At 64.6% G+C, this 21185-nt stretch carries 20 protein-coding genes and 1 pseudogene; 10 read left to right on the top strand and 11 right to left on the bottom strand.

What is annotated here, in order from left to right:
- The first annotated feature begins 13 nt into the window (after positions 1-13).
- On the top strand, positions 14-1801 hold the full coding sequence (cydD, locus tag NLI89_RS05380; protein WP_254686080.1) for a thiol reductant ABC exporter subunit CydD: 1788 nt from the start codon (positions 14-16) through the stop codon (positions 1799-1801).
- A complete protein-coding gene (locus NLI89_RS05375) occupies positions 1798-3447 on the top strand; it encodes an amino acid ABC transporter ATP-binding/permease protein (RefSeq protein ID WP_254686079.1) in 1650 nt (549 codons plus the stop codon). The genes cydD and NLI89_RS05375 overlap by 4 nt, the downstream gene beginning before the upstream one ends.
- A 58-nt stretch (positions 3448-3505) precedes the next feature.
- Here the strand turns inward: NLI89_RS05375 and NLI89_RS05370 are convergent, their stop codons facing one another.
- Positions 3506-4204: an OmpW/AlkL family protein gene (locus NLI89_RS05370; RefSeq protein ID WP_254686078.1), complete on the bottom strand. Its 699-nt coding sequence runs from the start codon at positions 4202-4204 to the stop codon at positions 3506-3508.
- Between the two features lie 115 nt (positions 4205-4319).
- Here NLI89_RS05370 and hemN point away from each other — a divergent pair, with 115 nt between their 5' ends.
- Complete coding sequence (gene hemN, locus NLI89_RS05365) at positions 4320-5651, top strand: oxygen-independent coproporphyrinogen III oxidase (RefSeq protein WP_254686077.1); 1332 nt, start codon at positions 4320-4322, stop codon at positions 5649-5651.
- Between the two features lie 5 nt (positions 5652-5656).
- Here hemN and NLI89_RS05360 read toward each other — a convergent pair.
- A pseudogene (locus tag NLI89_RS05360) lies at positions 5657-6359 on the bottom strand (acetyl-CoA hydrolase/transferase C-terminal domain-containing protein); the annotation flags it as partial.
- A gap of 126 nt (positions 6360-6485) precedes the next feature.
- Here NLI89_RS05360 and NLI89_RS05355 point away from each other — a divergent pair.
- The 3 genes from NLI89_RS05355 (at position 6486) to NLI89_RS05345 (ending at position 8148) form a co-directional block, all read left to right on the top strand.
- Positions 6486-6632, top strand: coding sequence for a hypothetical protein (locus NLI89_RS05355; protein WP_254686076.1), 147 nt, complete (start codon positions 6486-6488; stop codon positions 6630-6632).
- Complete coding sequence (locus NLI89_RS05350) at positions 6629-6952, top strand: hypothetical protein (protein WP_254686075.1); 324 nt, start codon at positions 6629-6631, stop codon at positions 6950-6952. Before NLI89_RS05355 ends, NLI89_RS05350 begins: the two co-directional genes overlap by 4 nt.
- 365 nt (positions 6953-7317) lie before the next feature.
- Entirely contained in the window at positions 7318-8148 is an 831-nt protein-coding gene (locus NLI89_RS05345) for a 23S rRNA (adenine(2030)-N(6))-methyltransferase RlmJ (RefSeq protein WP_254686074.1), read from the top strand.
- A 358-nt stretch (positions 8149-8506) separates the two neighbouring features.
- Here NLI89_RS05345 and NLI89_RS05340 read toward each other — a convergent pair whose 3' ends face one another.
- On the bottom strand, positions 8507-9355 hold the full coding sequence (locus NLI89_RS05340) for an oxidoreductase (RefSeq protein WP_254686073.1): 849 nt from the start codon (positions 9353-9355) through the stop codon (positions 8507-8509).
- 50 nt (positions 9356-9405) lie between these two features.
- Between NLI89_RS05340 and NLI89_RS05335 the strand changes: the two genes are divergently transcribed.
- Positions 9406-10032, top strand: coding sequence for a TetR/AcrR family transcriptional regulator (locus NLI89_RS05335; RefSeq protein WP_254686072.1), 627 nt, complete (start codon positions 9406-9408; stop codon positions 10030-10032).
- 222 nt (positions 10033-10254) lie between these two features.
- On the opposite strand, the gene NLI89_RS05330 is transcribed toward NLI89_RS05335, so the two are convergent.
- The 8 genes from NLI89_RS05330 to NLI89_RS05295 all read right to left on the bottom strand — a co-directional run bounded on the left by NLI89_RS05330 (position 10255) and on the right by NLI89_RS05295 (position 19075).
- The gene (locus NLI89_RS05330; protein ID WP_439144474.1) at positions 10255-11499 is read right to left on the bottom strand and encodes a PQQ-dependent sugar dehydrogenase; all 1245 of its coding nucleotides are present in this window, start codon (positions 11497-11499) and stop codon (positions 10255-10257) included.
- Between the two features lie 157 nt (positions 11500-11656).
- The gene (locus tag NLI89_RS05325; RefSeq protein ID WP_254686070.1) at positions 11657-13378 is read right to left on the bottom strand and encodes a GH39 family glycosyl hydrolase; all 1722 of its coding nucleotides are present in this window, start codon (positions 13376-13378) and stop codon (positions 11657-11659) included.
- Positions 13379-13554: 176 nt separating this feature from the next.
- Positions 13555-14400 carry an alpha/beta hydrolase gene (locus NLI89_RS05320; RefSeq protein ID WP_254686069.1) on the bottom strand — a complete coding sequence of 282 codons (846 nt, stop codon included), beginning with the start codon at positions 14398-14400 and terminating at the stop codon, positions 13555-13557.
- A 32-nt stretch (positions 14401-14432) separates the two neighbouring features.
- On the bottom strand, positions 14433-14804 hold the full coding sequence (locus tag NLI89_RS05315) for a hypothetical protein (protein WP_254686068.1): 372 nt from the start codon (positions 14802-14804) through the stop codon (positions 14433-14435).
- Positions 14805-14969: 165 nt separating this feature from the next.
- A complete protein-coding gene (locus tag NLI89_RS05310; protein ID WP_254686139.1) occupies positions 14970-15170 on the bottom strand; it encodes a DUF885 domain-containing protein in 201 nt (66 codons plus the stop codon).
- An 81-nt stretch (positions 15171-15251) separates the two neighbouring features.
- The gene (locus NLI89_RS05305; RefSeq protein WP_254686067.1) at positions 15252-16976 is read right to left on the bottom strand and encodes a DUF885 domain-containing protein; all 1725 of its coding nucleotides are present in this window, start codon (positions 16974-16976) and stop codon (positions 15252-15254) included.
- A gap of 338 nt (positions 16977-17314) precedes the next feature.
- On the bottom strand, positions 17315-17965 hold the full coding sequence (locus NLI89_RS05300) for a DUF2490 domain-containing protein (protein ID WP_254686066.1): 651 nt from the start codon (positions 17963-17965) through the stop codon (positions 17315-17317).
- 219 nt (positions 17966-18184) lie between these two features.
- The gene (locus NLI89_RS05295; protein ID WP_254686065.1) at positions 18185-19075 is read right to left on the bottom strand and encodes a hydroxypyruvate isomerase family protein; all 891 of its coding nucleotides are present in this window, start codon (positions 19073-19075) and stop codon (positions 18185-18187) included.
- 293 nt (positions 19076-19368) lie between these two features.
- Here NLI89_RS05295 and NLI89_RS05290 point away from each other — a divergent pair, with 293 nt between their 5' ends.
- Genes NLI89_RS05290 through NLI89_RS05280 form a run of 3 tightly spaced genes read left to right on the top strand, consistent with a single transcriptional unit; the run spans position 19369 to position 21145 of the window.
- Complete coding sequence (locus NLI89_RS05290) at positions 19369-19578, top strand: hypothetical protein (RefSeq protein ID WP_254686064.1); 210 nt, start codon at positions 19369-19371, stop codon at positions 19576-19578.
- A 38-nt stretch (positions 19579-19616) separates the two neighbouring features.
- Positions 19617-20189 (top strand): RNA polymerase sigma factor, encoded by a 573-nt coding sequence (locus tag NLI89_RS05285; RefSeq protein ID WP_254686063.1) that lies wholly within the window; start codon positions 19617-19619, stop codon positions 20187-20189.
- Complete coding sequence (locus tag NLI89_RS05280; RefSeq protein ID WP_254686062.1) at positions 20186-21145, top strand: FecR family protein; 960 nt, start codon at positions 20186-20188, stop codon at positions 21143-21145. The genes NLI89_RS05285 and NLI89_RS05280 overlap by 4 nt, the downstream gene beginning before the upstream one ends.
- Positions 21146-21185: the final 40 nt, after the last annotated feature.

Raw genomic sequence — 21185 nt, 5'->3', positions numbered from 1 at the left:
GATTGCGGTGGGTATGAGCAGCATTGCCAAAGAGCGCGCCCAGGCTTCCCGCGCCTATCTGAAGGCGGCGGTCGCGGACGGCGGCGGCGTGCGAACGTCGACGAGCTTGCTGCTACTCGACTCCGTGGCGGCGATCGGGTTCGCGGCCGGGCTGGCGGGTGGCGTGGTCGCGGTCCCGCACGGTGTCGGGGCAATGTTGCCCTGGGTCTTGCTGGCAGGCGTTTCGGCAAGCGGGCGCGGTGCGTGCGCGATGCTGGCGGCGCACGTCGGCGCAGGTGGCGCATACCGGGCGAAAACGTGGTTGCGGCGGCGGATCGTCGAGGCCGCACTTCACCGTGCGCCCGGATCAGACGCGACGACGGGCACGCTGATGAGCGCGGCGGTGGACGAGGTCGACGCGATCGATGGCTATGTTGCGCGGTTCCTGCCAGCGCGGATGGCGGCGTCGATCGCGCCGCTGATCGTACTCGCCGCGACCGCAGTCGCGAGCCCGATCGCAGCGGCGATCCTGGTGGCGACGTTCTTCCCCTTTCTCGCTGCGATGATTCTCGCAGGCGGGGCCGCGGCGGATGCATCGCGCCGCCAGTTCGTCGCGCTCGCGCGGCTGTCAGGGCTGTTCGCGGATCGGATCGGGGCGCTGCCGGTCGTCCTGGCCTTCCGTGCTGAAGGGCGCGAGGCCGCCGCGCTTGGCGATGCGTCGGAGGATCTTGCGCGGCGGACGATGCAGGTGCTGCGGATCGCGTTCCTGTCATCTGGGGCGCTCGAGTTCTTCGCCGCGCTGTCGGTCGCGCTCGTCGCGGTCTATGCCGGGTTCAACCTGCTGGGCCTGCTCCCGTTTCCGGTTCCGGAGACGCTCGACTTGGGCCGCGCGTTCTTCGTGCTCGCGCTGGCGCCGGAATTCTATGCACCGATGCGACGGCTGGCGTCGGCGTATCACGACCGACAGGCAGCGGAGACCGCGGCCGAGCGGTTGGCCGATGTGGAGAGCGCCAAGGCAGCGCCGCCACCGGCGGTGCCCGTCTGGTCCGGTGTCGCGCCGACGATCCGCTTCGATTCGGTTTCGATCCGCTATGATGGCCAGGACTGCGCCGCTGTGTCCGACCTCTCGTTCGAAGCTTATCCCGGCATGATAGTCGCGCTGATCGGCCCCTCGGGCAGCGGCAAGAGCAGCCTGCTGAATCTGCTGCTCGGTATCGCCCCCTTGTCAGAGGGCTGCATCACGATCTGCACTCCTTCCCCCCTCCCTGAAAGGGAGGGGCCGGGGGTGGGTCGGCTTCCGCATTATCCGTCGTCGGCGGCCAAAATTGGCCAACCCACCCCCAACCCCTCCCTTTCAGGGAGGGGGGAAGACGCGGTGCTCGATCTGGCGGAGATCGGCAGCATCGCGCCAATCGCTGCGTGGATGGGGCAATCGCCGCTGATCCTGGCGGGGACGATCGGTTCGAACATCGCACTCGCCGATCCGACCGCGTCGGCCGAGCGGATCGCCGAGGTCGCACGGGTCGCGGGCCTGTCGCCGATGCTCCTCGCGCGCGGCGGGTTGGGGGCGGTGATCGACGCACGGGGGAGCGGCTTGTCGGGGGGAGAGCGGCGTCGGATCGCGCTCGCCCGCGCGCTGTTGAAGCCGGCACCCGTACTCCTGCTCGACGAGCCGACCGCGCATATCGATGCGGACTCCGAAGCGCGCCTAATCGAGGCTATCGCGCGCGCCTGCGTCAGGCGCACCACGATCATCGCGACGCACAGCGCGCGGTTGGCCGCGATTGCCGACGTCGTCATCGACCTGGGAGAGCGGCCATGACGGCGTTCGATACGCTGATCGCCGACGAGCGACGACGGCAACGGCGCGGCCTGTGGCGTGCGGGTGGCTATGCGGCGATCGTCGCGACAGCCTCGGTCGTGCTGCTCGGGCTGTCGGGCTGGTTCATCACCGCCGCGGCGGTCGCCGGGCTGGCGGGAACGATCGCCGCGCAGGGCTTCAACTACATGCTGCCGAGCGCAGGCATCCGCCTGCTCGCGATCCTCCGCACCGCAGGGCGATACGGCGAGCGGCTTGCCAGTCATGACGCGGCGTTCGGCGCGCTCGCCCGCATCCGGCCTGCGCTGTTCCTCGGCCTGGCGAGGGGCCCTTCGGATCATGCGCTGGCGCTGACGCAAGGCGAAGCGACCGCGCGGATCGTGCAGGACGTGGCCGTCGTCGAGGCGCAGTTCGTCCGGCTCTCGGCGGTGCCGGGTATGATCGCGGCGCTGGCGAGCGGCATGGTCTTGTGTGCCTTTGGCGGGTGGCGACCGGCGGTGGCGCTGGTGCTGTGCCTGGCCGGCCTCCTGACGTTCGCGACCTTGCTTGCTCGACGCCTCGAAGCACCCGGGCGCGAGGTGCAGCGCGCGACCGGGGCGTTGAAGGAGGCGTTCGCCGGCGTGGCCGATGCCGCTGCGGAACTTCGCTGCTACGGAGTCGAGGCGCAGGCGATGGCCGCGGTCGACGCGAACAGCCGGCGTCTGGCGGAGGCGCAACGCGCGCAAGCCTGCGCCGCGGGCTGGTTCGAGTTCGTCCAGGCGGTAGCTCTCGGCATGGCGGGACTCGCGACGTTGCTGCTCGCTGCACCCTCGGGCGCACCGATCGCTGCCTTGTGCGCACTAGCGGCGGTGATGACGATCGACGGGGCGGGGCCGGTGTTGCGCAGCCTAGCCCAGCGGAGTTCCGAGCGCGAGGCCGTAGCGCGACTGAACGACCTGCTGCCCGACATCACTGAAGAGGGCGAGCAAACCGCGTGCATCGTTGCTTCGTCGATCGGTCTGCTCGGCACGCACCTGCCACCTGGCACGCGCGTTGCGCTCGTCGGCGCGTCGGGCACGGGCAAGACCACGCTCGTGGAACGCCTGCTCGGCCTGCGAACGGTGGAACCCGGCACGGCGTTCATTAACGGCCACGACGTCGCCACCATCCCGCTTGCCGTCCGCCGCGCGACGTTCGGCTGGGCCCCCCAGGACGCCGCGCTGTTGGCGGGCACGATCCGCGATACCCTCGCGCTCGGCAATCCGCTGTCCGACGATGCGGTGATGTGGAAGGCGCTCGTCGACGTCGCACTGGCCGACGTAATCGAGGCGCTGCCCAACGGCCTCGACAGCTGGATCGGCGAGCACGGTGTGCGACTGTCGGGCGGTGAGCGGCGGCGGCTGGCGCTTGCCCGTGCCTATCTCGCGCCGGCGCCGTGGCTGCTGCTCGACGAACCGACCGAAGGACTCGACGCCGACACCGAACGCCGCGTCGCCGGGCGCCTGTCTGCGCGGCTCGCCAGAACCGGGCAGGGGCTGATCATGGTCAGCCACCGTCCGGCAATGGTCGCGCTGTGCGACCGGCGTATCGCCGTCGCGCCCGCATCGGATGCGATCGTAGCCCAACCCACGGATACCTTGCCGCAACCGCGGCGATATAGCCGAGATTGAAGACCGTCGGGCTTTTAGCCGGCCGTGATTGGGATCGCTCGCTCCGCCGGCTCGGTCGTCACAGACGGATGCCGAGCCCGATCCCGAACACCAGCGGGTCGAGGCTGATCGCGACGCGCTGCGTGCCCGCCGCCGTCGTCCGCAGCCGCGCGGTCGTATCGATGTCGATGTATTTGACGTCGAGGTTCAGGAAGACCTTCGGCGTGATGTCTATATCGACGCCTGCCTGTGCCGCCCAGCCGAAGCTGTCCTTCATATGGACGTCGGTCGGTCCGACCGCCGCAATGAGGCCATCGGACGCCTTTTCGTTCCAGAAGATCGTGTAGTTGAGCCCGGCACCGACATAGGGTCGAACCTTCCCCGCCGGATTCAGATGATACTGCGCGGTTAGTGTCGGCGGCAATACCCAGGTCGAGGCGAGCTTGCCGATCGAACCGGTCGTGCCGGTGCGGCCGTCCGCGTGGTGCTTGGTGGTCGATGCGATCAGCTCGAAGCCGATATGATCGGTCGCCATGTAGGTGACGTCGACCTCGGGCATGACGCTGTCGTTCACGCTGACACGCTCGCCGGGGAAGGCGGGCAGGATGCTGCCCGATTTCTCGTTGGGCGCGACCAGGATCGTCCGCACGCGCAGCAAGACGTCACCCGCCGCGATGCCCTGGCGCGGTACCGCGTCGGTCTGCGCGAAGGCGGGGATGGCCACGAGCGTAGCGGCACATGCCGCACCGATGGCGAGGCTCTTGATCGACGATGACATGGTCCGGCTCCTGTAATCCAATGCCGTCGGGCTAGGCGCGCGTCGCCGCGCCGGCGTTGACCGCGGACAAGAATCGGGTTGACCGCGGTCAAAGACGTCGCGCCCGCCGCCGCCCATGTCGCGGTCCATGGGGACCTATCATCCAGAGCTGCTCGCGGTGCCGGTACCGCGCTACACGAGCTATCCCACCGCCGCCGAGTTCGGCGACACGGTCGGCCCCGCGGACATGCACGCCGCGCTGGTCGGCGTCGCTCCGGACGAGACCGTCTCGCTCTACGTGCATATCCCCTATTGCCGGCAGATCTGCTGGTATTGCGGATGCAACACCGGCGCGGCCAACCGCAGCGCACGGCTCGACGCGTACATGGCGCGACTGGAGGACGAGATCGCGCTCGTCGCGGACCGTATCGGGCATGCGAAGGTGGGCCGGATCGCGTTCGGCGGCGGCAGCCCCAACGCGGTCGCCCCGGCGCAGCTCGCGCGACTGGTGGAGCGTATCACGTCCAGCTTTCGCTGCGAGGATGCGGTGCTGTCGGTCGAGATCGACCCGCGTGGGTTCACTGCGGAATGGGCCGCAATGCTCGGCGGCCTCCACGTCTCGCGCGTGAGCCTGGGCGTGCAGACGCTCGATCCGGTGATCCAGGCCGCAATCGGGCGGGTGCAGCCGGTGGACGAGATCCGTCGGGTGACGGAGTTGCTCCGCGGGGCCGGTGTCGGATCGATCAACTTCGACCTGATGTACGGCCTGCCGGGTCAGTCCGACGCTGCGCTGCAAGCGACGCTGGTCGAGAGCCTGGCGATGACGCCCGATCGGCTCGCGGTGTTCGGCTACGCGCATGTGCCGAGCCTGATCCCGCGCCAGCGCCGGATCGACGCGACCGCGCTGCCGGATGGGCAGGCGCGGTTCGCCCAGGCCGCACTGGCGCATACGGCGCTGACCGGAGCCGGCTATGCCGCGATCGGCTTCGACCATTTCGCCAAGCCTGGCGATGCGCTCGCCAAAGCCAGCGAAGACGGGACCTTACGTCGCAACTTTCAGGGTTTCACCGAAGATTCCGCGGCCACGCTGATCGCACTGGGTGCGAGCGCGATCAGCGAGTTTCCGGGCTTCCTGCTCCAGAACGAGAAGAACACCGGTCGTTATCACATCGCGCTCGCGGCAGGTCGGTTCGCCACCGTCCGCGGCCTTCGCCGAACCGCCGAGGACCGTGTGCGGGGGCGGGCGATCGAGGCGATCCTGACGCGAGGCGCCGCTGACCTGTCCGGAATGCCGGAGCTGGCCTTGATCCACGACCGCCTTGCCCCCTTCGAACACAGGGGCTTGGTGAAATGGGAGGGCGCGACGCTCGGCCTCTCGGCCGACGCCCGCCCCTATGCCCGCTCGATCGCCGCGACGATCGACGCCTACAGATCCCCCGGCGCGCGGCAGTTCAGCACTGCCGTGTAGCCCGCTCACATCCGCATCGTGCCGGTGTCGAGGAACCGCTGGTGCCATGACAGCGCCTCGCCCGGCAGCATCGGGGTCTGCTGTCCGTATGATCCTGCACGCGCGTGCCGATAATAATCCGCCAGCGCGGAGCGATAATCCGGATGCGCACAATTTTCGACGACGACCGCGGCCCGCTGCTTCGGGCTCAGCCCGCGCAAGTCGGCAAGATCCTGTTCGGTGACGAGCACCTGTACGTCCTGGCTGATATGGTCGACATGGCTCGCCTGCGGCACGATCGCGGAAACGTCGTCGTTCTTCGCCGTCGACGAGGTCATGAAGATCGATACATAGGCGTTGCGTGCGAAATCGCCCGAGCCGCCGATGCCGTTCTGGATCCGCGATCCCATGATGTGCGTCGAGTTGACGTTGCCGTAGATATCCGCCTCGATCAGTCCGTTCATCGCCAGGCAGCCGAGCCGCCGGATCAGTTCGGGATGGTTGCTGATCTCCTGGGGGCGCAGGATCATCCGGTCGCGATAGGCAACCCATGTCGGCATTCAACCGTGCCGCCGCCTCGGGGCTGAGCGAGAACGCGGTCGCCGACGCCATCCGCAGCTTGCCGGAATCGAGCAGGTCCAGCATTCCGTCCTGGATGAACTCGGCATATGAGGTCATGGCGTCGAACGGCCCGGTGACGAGGCCCTTCAGCACCGCGTTGGCGATGTTGGCACGACTGGTATCACTCCGTCAGCAACCGTTGGTCCTGATGGCTGCCGTCGCGTCCACGGCTCGGCAAAGCGCTGACCAATCTGTTTAGCGTACGACGCGCTCAGTTCCGACGAGGAGAGGACGATGCGTAACCTATGGGCGATAGCGGTGACCCCCAAGCTGACCGGGTTCGACCGCAAGTTGCAGTATTTGATTGACAAGGCCTATAAATACGACCCGGTTTCCAGCAAGCTTGTGAAGCTCGGCAAGACGGCGGCGGGCGGCAAGTGATCGAGCCGGTTGGGTCGGCGATCGATCGCCTTGTTCCGGAGTTGCGGGCCGGCGGTTTCATGCGCGTGAAATCGTCGAACTATCAGGAGGAATTCAAGCGAGGCGATGTGACGGTCGCCTATTCCTGCGGGCGATACGGAGAGGAGTCGCTGTGCTTTGTCTCCGACGCCGATCATTTCCGGTTTCGGATGGGCTCCTACTTGGAGATTGTCGATCCGCCCGCTTCAGGCAATCCCGAGCCATCGGACGTGAGAACGATGTCGAACAGCTGGACTTCGACCATGGCAATTATGCAGCGATCTCGCATCGTTATTAATTAACGATGCAGGCGCTGCCATGAAGGCAGCCGCCACCCGGGTCGTAGATGGGGGCTGGGGCGGCGCATTTCATACCAGCACTGGCCGTGACCTAGGCCTCTATTCAAACTCGATGAATGGACGTCCGGTTTCGGAAGACGGTGGCTCAGGCTTCAGTGGCCGTGATTGGGTCAGCGCCGCTCCCGGAGCCTCGCGCTTCCGTTCCTGGTGACGACCGCTAACGCAGGCTCCAGGCCTCGCGCAGAAGGCCGTTGAAGGTTTCCGCCCGACTTTATACCAGCACCGGCTGGGTGACTTGGGTCGCCTCGCGCGCGGCAACCGCGCCAGATGGCACGCATAAAGGCAGATGGTCAGGATTTAGAGTCGCAATGAATTATCGCCATTCCTTCCATGCCGGCAATAGTGCCGACGTCGTGAAACACAGCCTACTGATCGCCCTCGTGCGGGCGCTGCAGCAAAAACCGGGTGCGCTGACCCTGATCGACACCCATGCCGGCTGCGGGCTGTACGACCTCGACGGCGAGGATGCACAACGCACCGGCGAGTCCACGCAGGGTGTGCTGCGGGCCTTTGCCGACCCGAACTCCTTGCTGAACGACTACCGCGCCGTCGTGCAGGCGGTGAATGCCGGAGCCGAGCCGCGGTTCTACCCCGGCTCGCCGCGGATCCTGGCGCAGCTACTGCGCCCGCAGGATTTTCTAATCCTGAACGAGAAACATCCCCAGGACGCCTATACTCTGCGCGGTGTGATGCGCGACACATCCGCTGCCGTGCATGAGCGCGACGCCTACGAGCTTTGGCTGGCGATGCTGCCGCCCCGAACCGCGCGCGGCGTGGTGGTGGTCGACCCGCCGTATGAGCAACCCGATGACCGCGCGCGTATCACAGCCACCCTTGCGGCTGCTTACCGCAAATGGGCGCATGGCGTGACGGTGATTTGGTTTCCGCTGAAAGACCGCGTCGCGCACAGGCGGTGGAAGGAGCAGTTACGCCAGATCGGCATCCCGAAATTATTGAGTGTGGAGCATTGGTTGTACGATGACGATCAGCACGGCATTTATAATGGCGCAGGCCTTTACATCGTAAACCCGCCCTACGCCTTCATACAGGCGCTACCACCTCTGCTGGAAGCCCTGCGCGCCGTACTGGCGCCGGAGGGGCATAGAGGCGAGATCACAACCGATTGGTTGGAGGGCTAAAGTAAAGCTCGCATCGGCATCATCTCTCAAAGGAGGAATCCCCGCGCGGAAGGTTTTAAGCAAAGCATCCCAATAGGGTCGCTCCCTGTTGGAGGTCGACTGGTGACCATCGCTGGCTTGTGTTCCGTGTTCACCTGGAACCGCCGGTGGCTTTGCTTTTTCAGTAAAATAGTCGATTGTGGAAGACGCTGGGTACGGCGACTGACTCCCGCTTCTTGTTCAGAGGCAGGTCATCGACGCGCAGCGCCGACATGAATGGATGTCTGAATTTGGTAGGTGCGAAATTGCGGCTGAACGTCAGGAACCGGGTCGAAACTGCCGGGTCGCAAGGCCGACCATAATTCGAACGAGTTGCCTGTTAATCAGCCCCGAAGCTCGTCGAGCGCGAGAGGGCATCCCAAGCGCCGAGTTCGACCTTCATCGCCTCGAGCTTCTGTTCAACCAGCCCCAGCGCGTCATCGCCCAGGAATAGCCGGACTGGCGGGCTCTCTGACTCGACCAGCGCGAGCAGTGCCTGCGCAGCCTTTGTCGGGTCGCCGGGCTGGTTGCCGCTCTTGGCCTGCCTAGTGGCGCGGATCGGGTCCATGACCGCGTTATAGTCGTCAATGGTGCGTGGCGTGCGATCCATGGACCGTCCGGCCCAATCGGTGCGGAACTGGCCTGGGGCGAGCGCCGTCACCCGTATCCCGAAACTCGCCAGTTCCTTGCCGAGCGCTTCCGAGATGCCTTCCAGGGCGAACTTGCTGCCGCAGTAGAAGCTGATTCCCGGCATGGTGATGAAGCCGCCCATGGACGAGACGTTGATGATGTGGCCGCGGCGCCTCTTGCGCATCCCGGGCAGGACCGCCTTCACCATCGCGACCGGACCGAACACGTTCGCCGAGAATTGACGTTGCAGATCGTCGATGGAGGATTCCTCCAGCACGCCCTCATGGCCATACCCGGCATTATTCACCAGCACGTCGATCACGCCTGCCTGCCGCTCGGCATCCGCCACAGCTGCCGGGATGGCGTCGAAGTCGGTCACGTCGAGCATCAGCGGGTGAGCGCGGTCGGGTACGAGTGCGGCAAAGGCTTGGGCGTCGCCAGCCCGGCGGACGGTGCCGATCACCCGATGGCCGGCGTTCAGCGCGGCTTCGGCGAATGCTCGGCCCAAGCCGGAGCTGACGCCGGTGATGAGAAAGGTCTTAGAAGCGGGGATCGCCATGGCTAAACTCCGAACTGTCAAAGTACTTATATCATGATATAGATAGTGAGATGACAAACAGCAAGATCGAACCTTCGTCGCCCGGCGTTAGAGGCGAGCCCCTTCGTCAGCGCGTGATCGACGCGGCCGAACGGCTGCTCCGCGACGGCAAAGCCGATTTCTCGATGCGCGACCTCGCAGCGGAGGCCGGCGTTAGTTTTGCGACCCCGTTCAACCAATTCGGGAGCAAAGCAGCGATTATGCAGACGCTGTCCACACGTCGGATCGATACAATGGAAATCCGCTTCGCCGCCGCGCCCCCGCTGACAGACACGGCCGCGCGCGTAATGCTTGCCATCGATACGGCGGCGGCGGTGATGCTGGAGGAACCGGCGATCAACCGCGCAGTGATGAGCTGGCTCGGCACCACCAGCTCTTCGCCCGGACAGGTCTGGGCGCGCTCGACGGCGCTCTGGACGCTGGCGCTCGGCGCGGGGGACGGATTGAGCGCAACTCGGCGGGATCAAGCGCTATGTTGCTTGCCGGGGCAGCTCGCCTTCGCCTTTCGTGGGGTGCTGTCGTTCTGGACTGCGGGCGAACTGCCCGACGGGGCGCTGGCACCGAATGCGCGAGACCTCGCTGAGACCCTGTTGCTTGGCTTCATCGAAGAGCGGCCATCTCGGGATCCGGGCTCATAAAACCGCTAGAGGAGCCATCGTACTGCGCCGTTTATGCAGCGCGACGATGCTCAAACCAACCGTGCAGGAGATGAACGGATGGCAGGTTCTGGCGAGCGCTCGGGCAGCGCTGAATGTCCGCGACTGGGTCCATGCGGCCTTTAAGTCGCTCGTCGAGCCATAAGCCGCGCGTCGGACCTGGCGGTCCTAAGCAAATTTGTTTCTGCTACCCCTGTCGGACTTTCACCCTGCGCGGTTGGAGGACAGGCGGAGCAGTCGCCCGGCAGGTCCGTCTTCCAGCAGCCATAGCGCCCCGTCCGGGCCGGACATGACCGCGCGGATCCGCGCGTCCATCGTCCACCGCTCCGCTTCGCTGGGGACCGCGCCGTCGAACGCGATGCGGATCAGCGCTTCCGACGCCAGTCCACCGACAAAGGCGGAGCCTCGCCACTGCGGAAACATCGTGCCGTCATAAAAGGTGAGTCCGGCCGGTGCGATGATCGGGGTCCAATACAGCGCCGGCTGCTGGAATTTCGCCTTGCCGACAGGAGAGGCGATCGGCGTATCGTCGTAGTTCTTGCCGTACGACACGACCGGCCACCCATAATTCTTGCCCGGTTCGATCAGGTTCAACTCGTCACCGCCCTGCGGACCCATTTCAGTCGACCAAAGGCGGCCTTTCGCATCGAACGCCAGCCCGTAGGGGTTTCGATGACCTGTCGTCCATGTCTCCGCCCGAGTCAGGTTCGGGCCGGGTATCGTGGCCTTGCGCACCGGCGTGGTAGCGGCGGAACCGGTATTAGCCGGCGGATCGATGATGCCAATAGTCGTGGCGCCAACCTTGCCCGCGCCGGGGTTGCCGGGTGCAGGCTTGCCGTCCAGCCTCAGTCGCAGAATTTTGCCAAGCGCCTGGTCGGGGTCTTGCGCCGGGGTAAACCGCTGCCTCTCACCGGAGGTGAGGAAAAGATAGCGCCCGTCCGGCGAGAACGCGATGTACCCGCCGAACTGCCCGCCATTGCCGCGGGGCAGCTGCCGCCAGAGCACCCGAAGGTCTTTCAGCGTCGGTTGAGCCGCGCCGAAATCGAGCGTTGCTCGGGCAAGCGCCAAGCCATCGCCGCCTTCGCCAGGTTCGGAATATGTAAGGTATATTTGCCGGCTCTGCGCGAAGTCAGGCGCAGTGGCGATGAACAGCAGCCCGCCCTGTCCTTCGAAGTGTACGCGAGGCACTCCGCTGACGGGCGATTTTACTCCCGCCGCGGTTACCAGCCACAACCTGCCGGGCTTTTCGGTCACCAGCATCCTCTGATCTGGCAGAAAGGCCAGCGCCCAAGGCGAATCAAACGAGGCGACGGGATTGATCTTAAAGGGCTTGGACGCGGTTGGGGTCGCCGTCCCGTAGTTCACCGGTAATGCGGATGTGTCGGGTTCGGCTGGTGCCGAGGCGGGGGGAGTCGGCCCACACCCGACCAGCAGAAAGAGTGTAGCCATGGACATTCTACTATAATTAGGCACAGGCGATCCTCTCTCAGCCTGCCGGTCCGTATCCGATGCGCACAGGCAAACGGCAGTCATTCGGCCAAGGCGTATCGCGTCGGTTTAATGCGCTGCCCGTCCAATCATAGACCGAAGATCATGTGCGCGCGTCTCATCGACGGCTGCTCACGATCCTTCGACGCCTGGTTTCACGCGAGGCCGGGGTAATGACCAGTAGCGAGACGCCTTGGCGCGGCAGGTCGAACGTCAGCTTGGCGTCGCCGCTGCGAGCCGCAAGCGTCTTGGGCTCGGCATCCATGGTCGCGAGCTTTGCGGCCTTTAGCAGCGAGGCGCGTTGTTCGTTCGACGGGGCTAGCGGCGATCCCATGGCCTGCCAGACGGCGAAACTGTTCGAATGGCTCGCATCTATTCGGTAGTGGGTTATCACGGTGCCCTTGGCATGGGCGCGGGGTAGTCGACGGAGCCGCAACTGTACCGCCGCTTTGGGCCCCGGCAGATCGTCGTCATGATAGTGCCAGACGAGCACCGACAGCGCATCGCCGTCGAGGCTGGCAATGCTGCCTACATCCGCGATGCCGCGCACGCCGTCGCGCATCACGGTGTCCAACGCGACCTGATGGTCGGACACGGCCGGCAAGTACCGACCTTTCATCCGCGCGAACATCTTGAACATGTTCATGACCGGCAGGTCGATGCCGTTCGAAGTCAATTGGCGAAAGCCCGCGAACGGTGCCTGATCCTCGAACTCGAAGGCCCATGACAGGATACCTTCGAGTTTGAGGTGATGGCGATCGGCAAGCGCGAGCAGCCGCGGGAACGATGCCGCGGTGTAGCTCGAATACATGGTTCCGTTGCGGTACGCGTTGGCCGGCCCCTGGCACGCCGCGCAGCCTTCCGGATCGGATTCCCCGATGACGATGGGTTTGTCTATGAATGCCGGGTTGGCGCTGATCGCTGTGAACTCGTGCTCGGCGGCTTTGAGGTGGGTGTTCAAGCCCATGCGGACATGACTGCCAGTCCCATCCTCGACAAGCAGGGGCTGACCCTTTGCATGGAAGGACAGGAAGTCGGTGGGCGTGCCCGACGCCTGTACGTGTGCCATGAATGCCGTAAGGAAATCGTCGCCGGCACCGGCATTGTCCGGTCCTCCGACGCGCGCCTCCGGCATCGCCCGCCGGACGCCGCGGACCGCGGCATCGTGAAGCCGGAAGAATTCCTCACGCGTACCGTCCCAGTAATATTGTGGCAGATTGGCTTCGTTCCAGGTCTGGAAATACCAGCTCGCGACGTCTTCGCGGCCATAGCGGTCGATGCAGTGACGCACCCACTGGTAGATCAATTCCTCCCACCGTCCGTAGTCGCGCGGAGGATAGGCCCAGCCGGTGCGCAATGCGCCGCTGCCCGGTCGCCAATCATGCTGATAGGGGATCGGCTTGGTCGACATCGCCTCGGGCATGAAGCCGAGCTCAACATAGGGTTTCACGCCACGTGCGCGGTACGTGTCGAAAATCCGATCTACCACGGTCCAGTTGTAGACTGGGCGGCCACTCGCATCTTCCGAATAGATACCAGTGGACCCCCATTTCAATGCAGGGGTGCCATCGCCCGAGGTGAAAAGGTTATGGGTGCGGAAATACACGTGGTCGGGTGCGAGTTTGCCTAGCGTCGCCAGGGTAGTTCGCCCGTCCTTCATCGTCGCATAGTTCGGCTCGTCTGCGCCGAAGAACCGCCACACCGGTTCGACGGGCCGTTCTGGGCGACCGGCATCGACCTCTACGACCACGGAAAACGCGTCGGCGGCATCGGTCGGATCGGCTCTTGCGGGAGCGAGAACGGCGATCGCCGCAACACCGATCATTACCAACCGCATCATGATGCCGTCACCTGTTCCTGCGGAAGCAAACACGATGCGGCATGACCCAAGCCGGAGACTGGAATGGACAGTGGATCTCACGCGAGTTGCTGAAGTCCGGCAATGCCGGTGCTGGGGTGGAGATTGCAGAGCGCGGCCCAGGATGCTCGGTCCGATCGAGCGGCACCATCTGCACCTCACTTCGCCGTTCGGGGAGCAAGCCAGCCGCCGTCGGCCATCCAGTCTTGCAGGCGATCCGGCCAATGCAGGATCGAGATCCGACCCGACTCGTCGAGGTTGAACGCATGGCCGCTGTCCGCATACATGTGCAATTCTGCCGACACGCCGCTCTTCCGAAGCTGTTCGTAGAGCGCGACCGTGGGTGCCGCACAGCAGGGATCGCGGCTTCCGGCGACCAGGAAGGCGGGCGGCGCGTTCTTGACGGCGGTGGCTGGGATGCCGCGCGGTCCGGGGAAGACAAGCACCTGAAAATCAGGGCGTGCAGATTGCTTGTCGACGGCATCGACGGCGCTGCGTCCTGCCGGCTCTGGATTGTCCGCGATCAGAGACACGAGTTCGCCTCCGGCTGAAAAGCCCATCGCACCGACGCGCGTCGGGTCGATGCCGTAGTCGGTGGCATGCGCGCGAACCCAGCGCAGCGCGCGCCGCGCATCGTCCGCCGCATCGCCCTCAACCGAGTATTTCGACCCAGGCTCGTTCGCTAACCGGTATTTGAGCACAAACGCGGTGACGCCCATGCGATTTAGTGCAGTCGCGACCTTGGTGCCTTCATTGGTCCACACCAGCAATTTGTGGCCGCCGCCGGGCATGATCACCACCGCCGCCCCGTTGCGATGCGCAGATGAGGCGGGGAAGGCGATCAGCGACGGATCGTGGATGTTGCGAACCCAATAGTCGCGCGCGATCTCGGACCCGCCACGGTGCGCAGATGATCCCGGCGCGCCGTTGGGCCAGAGCTTGATCACAGAGTAGTGCGGCGGTTGCTCGGGAGCGGGATCCTGCGCTCCCAGCGGCGCGCTCACCAGCAGCGCAAGTGCGATGAGTACGGCCCGGTTCACTTGGCTTCCACCGTTGCGGCCACTGCCGCACGCGCGGTCAGGGTAGAAGCCGGAGTCGCCCTTGCTCCGGGAAGTTCACCCGTACCAATGACGACCGGGTCCGGCTGCGCCAGGGTGGCGATAGGAGCCGTGAAATCCGTCTGCGCCAGCGCGGACGAGGTTGTGCAAATCGTCAAGGTAGGGAGGTACGAAAAAGGGAGGCCAATCCATCGATGGACGGATTTCATGCGGGTGCCGAATCCCATAGCCGCTCTCCCACTCTTATCGTTTTTTCCATAGATATCGATAGCGCTACCATAGTCCAATGGTTTCTGATCATTTCCGAACGATGATGACTTCACCGTCAGCGAATGCCACTTGGGATCCACCGCCCAAGTGGGAGGGCTACCGCGACAAGTCCTCAAACGACCGCGCTGGCCGCTATCCTCTCAGTCACGATAGTGATGACGCAGAGATAGGCAGCCAAGCGTCATGGCGTAAAGATGAATGAGCGTCTGAAGTCGGGAAGCGCGTGAGGACGCGCGAATGGCCGACTATGGTCCAAGTGCGTCGGCACAAATCGAATTTCGAAGGAGCATGCCCGAAAGCCCGCGCGCATGTTCCTCGGCAATCCGCTCAAGCATCGACAGCGGCATCGCACCGGCTTCCAGTCCATCGCGGAAATGCCTCACGTCGAAGCGATCGCCGGCGATTGCCTTGGCCTTCCGTACGCGCGGCCGGGCAGCATGGTCGATATGGTAGCTGCACGCCCGCCCGGACGAAACGCAATAGCGCTGGACCTCGCGCTACGCGCACCCGGGGCGAAGCCGGCCGTATCAGCGTGATTTCTCTGCCGCGATCCACTTCATCATCTCGGCTTCCATCGCTGGCAGGGGGACCGAGCCCATGTTGAGCAGGGCGTCGTGAAAGCGGCGCTGGTCGAAGCGGTCGCCCAATTCCGCCTCGGCCTTTGCGCGCAGCTCGCGCATCTTCATCTCGCCGAGCTTGTAGGCCAGCGCCTGCCCCGGCCAGCTGATGTATCGGTCGACCTCGATCTCGACGTCGAGCTTCGCGAGCGCTGTGTGTCCGGCGAGGTAGTCGATCGCCTGCTGCCGGCTCCATCCCATCGAATGGATGCCGGTATCGATGACGAGGCGCGCGGCGCGCCACATCTCGAAGGTCTCGCGACCGAATTCCTCATACGGCGTCCGGTACATGCCGAGCTTGGTGCCGAGCCATTCCGAATATAGCCCCCAACCTTCGCCATAGCCCGAGAAGTACGTCTGGCGGCGGAAGGCGGGGCGGCTGGGGGCTTCCAATGCCATTGCGGCTTGATGGCTGTGACCGGGGACACATTCGTGCAGCGTCAGCGCAACGATGTTGTAAAGCGGGCGTGACTTCAGGTCGTAGGTATTCATGAGGCATGCGCTGAGCCCACCGCGACCCGAGGTGTAGACCGGCGCGATCGCGTCGGGCACCGGCTGGATGGTGAAGCGGTAACGGGGAAGGGTGGTGAAGACGTCCTTCAGCCGTCCGTCCATCCGCTTCGCCACATAGGCTGAGAAGCCGAGCAGTTCGTCGGGGGTTCGGGCGTAGAATTGCGGGTCGCTGCGCAGGAACGCGAGGAAGTCGGCGAAGCTGCCCTTGAAGCCGGTGGTGGCGATCGTCGCCTTCATGTCGGCGTCGATGCGCGAAACTTCCTTGAGGCCGATCTGATGGATCGCCTCCGGTGTGAGATCGAGGGTCGTGTATTCGCGGATCTGGCTTTTGTAGAACGACTCGCCGTCAGGCAGTGCGGCGGCGCTGACCGTCGTGCGCGTTCCGGGGAGGTAGGTGCCGCGGTAGAAGACGAGCAGCTTCGCATAGGCAGGGGCCGCGGCGGCATCGACCGCAGCCAGTCCCTCGGCGCGCAGCGCTGCCTGCTGGCTCGCCGGGATCGAAGCGGGCATAGCCTTGAACGGTTCGGCCAGTGGATTGTCGGCGCCCGGCTTGGCGAAGGCGGCAATGGTCGCATCGCGCCCGGCAAGCGACACGCGTGGCGGCGTGAAGCCGCGCTTCAGTCCGGCGCGCATGTTGGCGATGTTCTGGTCGAACCAGCGCGGCACGTCCTTGAGCCGGCCGATGTAGCGGCGATAGTCGTCGGCGGTCTCGAGCGGGGCATAGGGCTTCACTTCGCCCCAGAAGTAGGAATCGCTGTTGAGCGGCGCCTCGTAGGTGCGGAAGTCGATGTTCGCGACTTCCCCGCGGAGCGATTCCTTGAGGACAGCGGCGTTCAATCGCTCTTCGGGTGAAAGTTGCGTCGCGGGAATACGCGCGATGCGGTCGAGAACTGTGCTCCAGTAGGTGCGCCGGCGCGTCCAGTCAGCGGGGGCGACGGCGGGGAAATGATCGTCGGACTTGCTGCGCAAGCCGTCCGCAATCTGCGCGAATTCCTTCTGTCGCCATTCCCATTCAGCGTCGTAGATCGCCTTGAGCTGCGCATCAGCCGCGCTCGGCTGGGCCCACGCCGTTGCTGGAGCAAGTGCGAGAAGCACCGTCGCCGCGACATATTCAAACCTCATCGTGTCCCCATTTTCCGCTTGTTGCGGCCGTCGTATCTGCCCCGGTAGGCAAGGGGAAGCGCGCCGGCTTCACTTTGGTCGGCCGCGTGACATTTGACTGTGTCGGGTCCTCGTTGTCGCATCCTGCCGGCGGTAGATGAACGAACGGCTAAAGTTGGGAACGTGTGGGACGGTCTGAAAGTCCGGATTTGGGTCATGATCGTGCCATTTGCGCGGTATGTGCCTCAATGGGCCTCCGGCCGACTAACTCGGTGGGACGAATCGGGTACGAATCCCTTTTTCTGACTTTTGGGACGGTAGCTAATCGTGCAGTCCTGCGACGCCCATTGTCCCCAGGTTCACGGTGAGCTGCACGTTAAAGCGTGATCCATTTGTCCACGCGCGCCGCCTCGAGCCGGGCGATATTGGTTGAGATACCCGACATCTGCGCTGACGGCTTTCCTAACCGGGAAGGCCAAACCAACATTATTGCGCATTCGCTCGTAACCGGCGCGTTGGCCCCAACTTGTACTGTTCGGCAGGATGAAACTCTCGTGACTCGCGAATAGTACGACGTGATCTGGCCGCAGCCGCAGATTGTAGCGAAACAACGGGCGAATTCTGAAACCTATTTCGGATCTTCTGGGATTAAACCGTTCGTCGAGACGCAGGCGTCCTGCGAAGCGACCGTGTGTAAAGATGACTTGCTGTCGCAAGCGCTCCTCGTCGGCTCCGGTATTGCCGTTGTAGAAGCCGACGTGGCGATACCCAAAACCGAGATCGACCCCGTTTGTCACTCGGTACCCGAGCAGCACGCCGAACTCAGTTGTATAGAGTCCGTCCTGGCGATCGCTGGTGCGCGCGATCTCTTCCAACGTTACCCACAGTTTCGAAGCGACCGGGATAACAAGGTTCAGTTGCTCCCACGCCTGCACGTCCTGCGTCTGCGCCAACCCAGGTGTGGCAACGAGCAGCGAGAGTAGAACCAGGAGAGATGCGGCGCGTGGCATGGGACGTTGGTTGATACGCCTTTAGATCGGCAGGCAAAAGATGGCCAGGGATCTCGAGGTATGTTCGGAGTTCGAGCGAGCATCGCCGGGCACGCTGGCCTGTGGCATGGCGGTGCCAGCGTGTACCGGTCTGCGAGAAGCGGCATTACGCTCGAATGGCGTATGAACAAACGGCCGGCTTCTGGGAGGTCGCTGAAGCGCTGAATGTCCGGAACTGGGTCACACGCTGCAGGTCCGGACCGCCTCCGCAAGCGCCGCCAGTGGATCGCTGACAGGCACGAATTCGTGCGCGAAAAAGCCTTGAAAGCCGAGATCGGCAACGCTGTGCGCAACCGCACGCCAATTCACCTCTTGTGTATCGTCGAGGTTATGGCGCCCCGGAACCCCGCCGGTATGGAAATGCCCGATCCACTGGATATTCTTCCGGATCGTATCGATCAGGTCGCCTTCCATGATCTGCATATGGTAAATATCGTATAGCAGCTTGACGCGTGGCGAGGCGACCGCCTTGGCGACGCGCACACCCCAGGCGGTATGGTCGGCCATATAGTCGGGGTGGTCGACCTTGCTATTGAGCAACTCGATGCAGATCGTCACACCATAATCCTCGGCGATCGTCTTGACACGGTTCAGGCCTGCGACCGCGTTGTCGGCGCCTTCCTCGTCGGACATGCCACGGCGATTGCCTGAAAAGGCGATCACGTTAGGCACGCCGGCCTTGGCTGCTTGCGGGATACCGATACGGAACGCCCGTTCGATCGCAGCGTGGTTTTCACGCCGGTTCAAACCATTGGGGATCGTCATGATGTCGGCGGCATAGCCCATCGTGCAGCGCAATCCATGCCGGCGCGGCACCGCGTAATCGGCAGGCTCCAGAAGATCGATGCCTTCCAGCCCGATGCGCGCCGCGGCGGCGCACAACTGATCGAGTGGAATATTCTGGTAGCACCAACGGCTGACCGACTGCTTCAGGCGGCCACGACGCGCGGGCGCGGCTGCCATCCCCGAGGTCGCGCCCATGGCGAGAGAAGAAGCGATGACAGTGCGGCGTGTGATCATGCCTGCACAGTAATCTAGAAGGCGATGGCGGCAAGGTGCATTGCTGCCCAAGGCCGCTAGCCGCCACCGGATCCTCGCCATCCAGCGGATGCGAGAACGGAACGGGGGCTTCTTTCATCGATGGCGATGCTCATGCGACCAGGGCTCACGCGACCAAGGCTCATGCGACCAGGGCCCGAATGCATGGCGAAATTAGCGGTGGGCAGGTCACCCAAAGCAGCCCTGGCTTGCCAAAGAATACGCGGCGAGGCCAATGTCATGCACATGACGGAGATGCCGGCGATGTCCGATGATCTGCTCGGGCTCGACCTGTCCGGGTCGGCGCTGCTCGGATCGGCGACGCGATGGTGCTGATCGCATCGAGCGTCGGCAAGGGGCTGTTCGACGGCTTCATCGGTGCGGGCTTGTCGCCGCTGCTCGTCGCCCGCGTTTCCGGCGGCTTCGGACTGGCGACGGGCATGACGTCGCTTGCGCTGGCCTATTTCGCTGCGGTCGCGGTCATCCTGGCGATGCGTCGTCCTGCGCTGAACGCCATCGATGCGGTCGCACGGTGATGTTACGGGTTCGCCGCCATCGTTCGTCCAAACCCAAGATGACGGACGATGCCGCGATCAAACGATGGTTCATTCAGGAGGTGCTCCCACTGGAGCGTGACCTCGTGCGGTTCATCGCCCGGCATTGCCGCAATCAGGACGACGTCGCCGATATCCGCCAGGAAGTGTATGAGCGTGCGCTGACCGGATCGCCGGCGGATGGCCTGCGCTCGACGCGGGGATATGTCTTCACCATCGCGCGCAACGTGCTGATCGACCGCGCGCGGCGTGCCAAGATCGTGTCGTTCGAGCAGATCGCCGACATCGACACCGTCGACTGGAACATGGATCTGTCCGCACAGGACCGACACATGACCGCGCGCGACGAATTGCGTCGGGCGATGCTGGGGCTCGCGCAACTGCCGCCGCGGTGCCGCGAGGTGGTCCGCCTTCGCAAGGTCGAGGGGTTCAGCATCCGCGAGACCGCCGACCAGTTGGGGGTCAGCCATCACACGATCGAGCGTCAGCTGACGCTGGGCCTGCGCGCGCTGGCCAATTTCATGCTAGGTGGCGAAGGCCGGATCAGCCGGTCGCCAGTCGTCGTGGCGCCGGTGCACGAGGCCGAGCGGTGAGCGTCGTACGTGATATCGAACAGCAGGCCGCGCACTGGCTGGTTGCGCGCGAGCAGCCGGAATGGTCCGCCGACGATGCGCACGCGCTGTCGGCGTGGCTCGACGAGAGTATCGCGCACAAGGCGGCATTCTGGCGGCTGGAGGCCGGTTGGCGCGCCGCGGACAGATTGGCCGCCACGCGTGTCGGCAGGCTGGTCGCACCTGCTCGTCAGTGGATGCCGAAACAAGTCTGGGCGATCGCCGCGTCGGTGGCGATCGTCTGCATGGCGGCGCTGGCGATGTGGCAGTTTTTCCCGAGCAGCGTCGATAGCGCGGCGATCCGCGTGGCCACGGCGGTCGGCGACCGTCGTCAGGTCGCGCTGGCCGACGGCAGTGCGGTGACGGTCAACACCGCCAGCACCGTGCGCGCGTCGTTCGCCGGCGGCCAGCGGCAGGTCTGGCTCGATCGCGGGGAAGCCTATTTCGAGGTCGCGCACGACCGGCGGCACCCCTTCGTCGTGTTCGCAGGCGGGCGCAAGGTGACCGTGCTCGGGACCAAATTCTCGGTCCGCCGCGACGGCGATACCGTCACCGTCGCGGTAGCGGAGGGGCGCGTGCGCGTGGAGGATTCTGATCCGGCCACGCCTGAGCGTGCCGCGATCATCACCGCAGGGGATGTCGCGATCGCACGCGGCCAGTCGATGCTGCTGGCGGATCGCTCCGAAGAGCGCGTGCAGGACGCCTTGTCGTGGCGACGCGGGGTGCTGACCTTCGATCAGGTGACGCTCGAACAGGTCGCGCACGAGTTCAATCGGTACAATCGACGCCAGATCCGTCTCGGCGATGCGCAGGCCGGTAGGATGCGGATCGGCGGATCGTTCGAGGCGACCAATATCGACGCCTTCACGCGGCTTTTGCACGACGCGTTCGGGCTGCGCGTCTCCAACGACAAGGACGGCGTTACGATTAAATCTTGAGCCGGCGTTACGGCTTTCGATCGATGAGACGTCTGGTCTT

Source organism: Sphingomonas faeni (assembly GCF_024273235.1).
Lineage (GTDB): Bacteria > Pseudomonadota > Alphaproteobacteria > Sphingomonadales > Sphingomonadaceae > Sphingomonas > Sphingomonas faeni_A.
The sequence above is the reverse complement of the archived record's forward strand: the minus strand, read 5'-3'. Positions and strand labels throughout refer to the sequence as shown.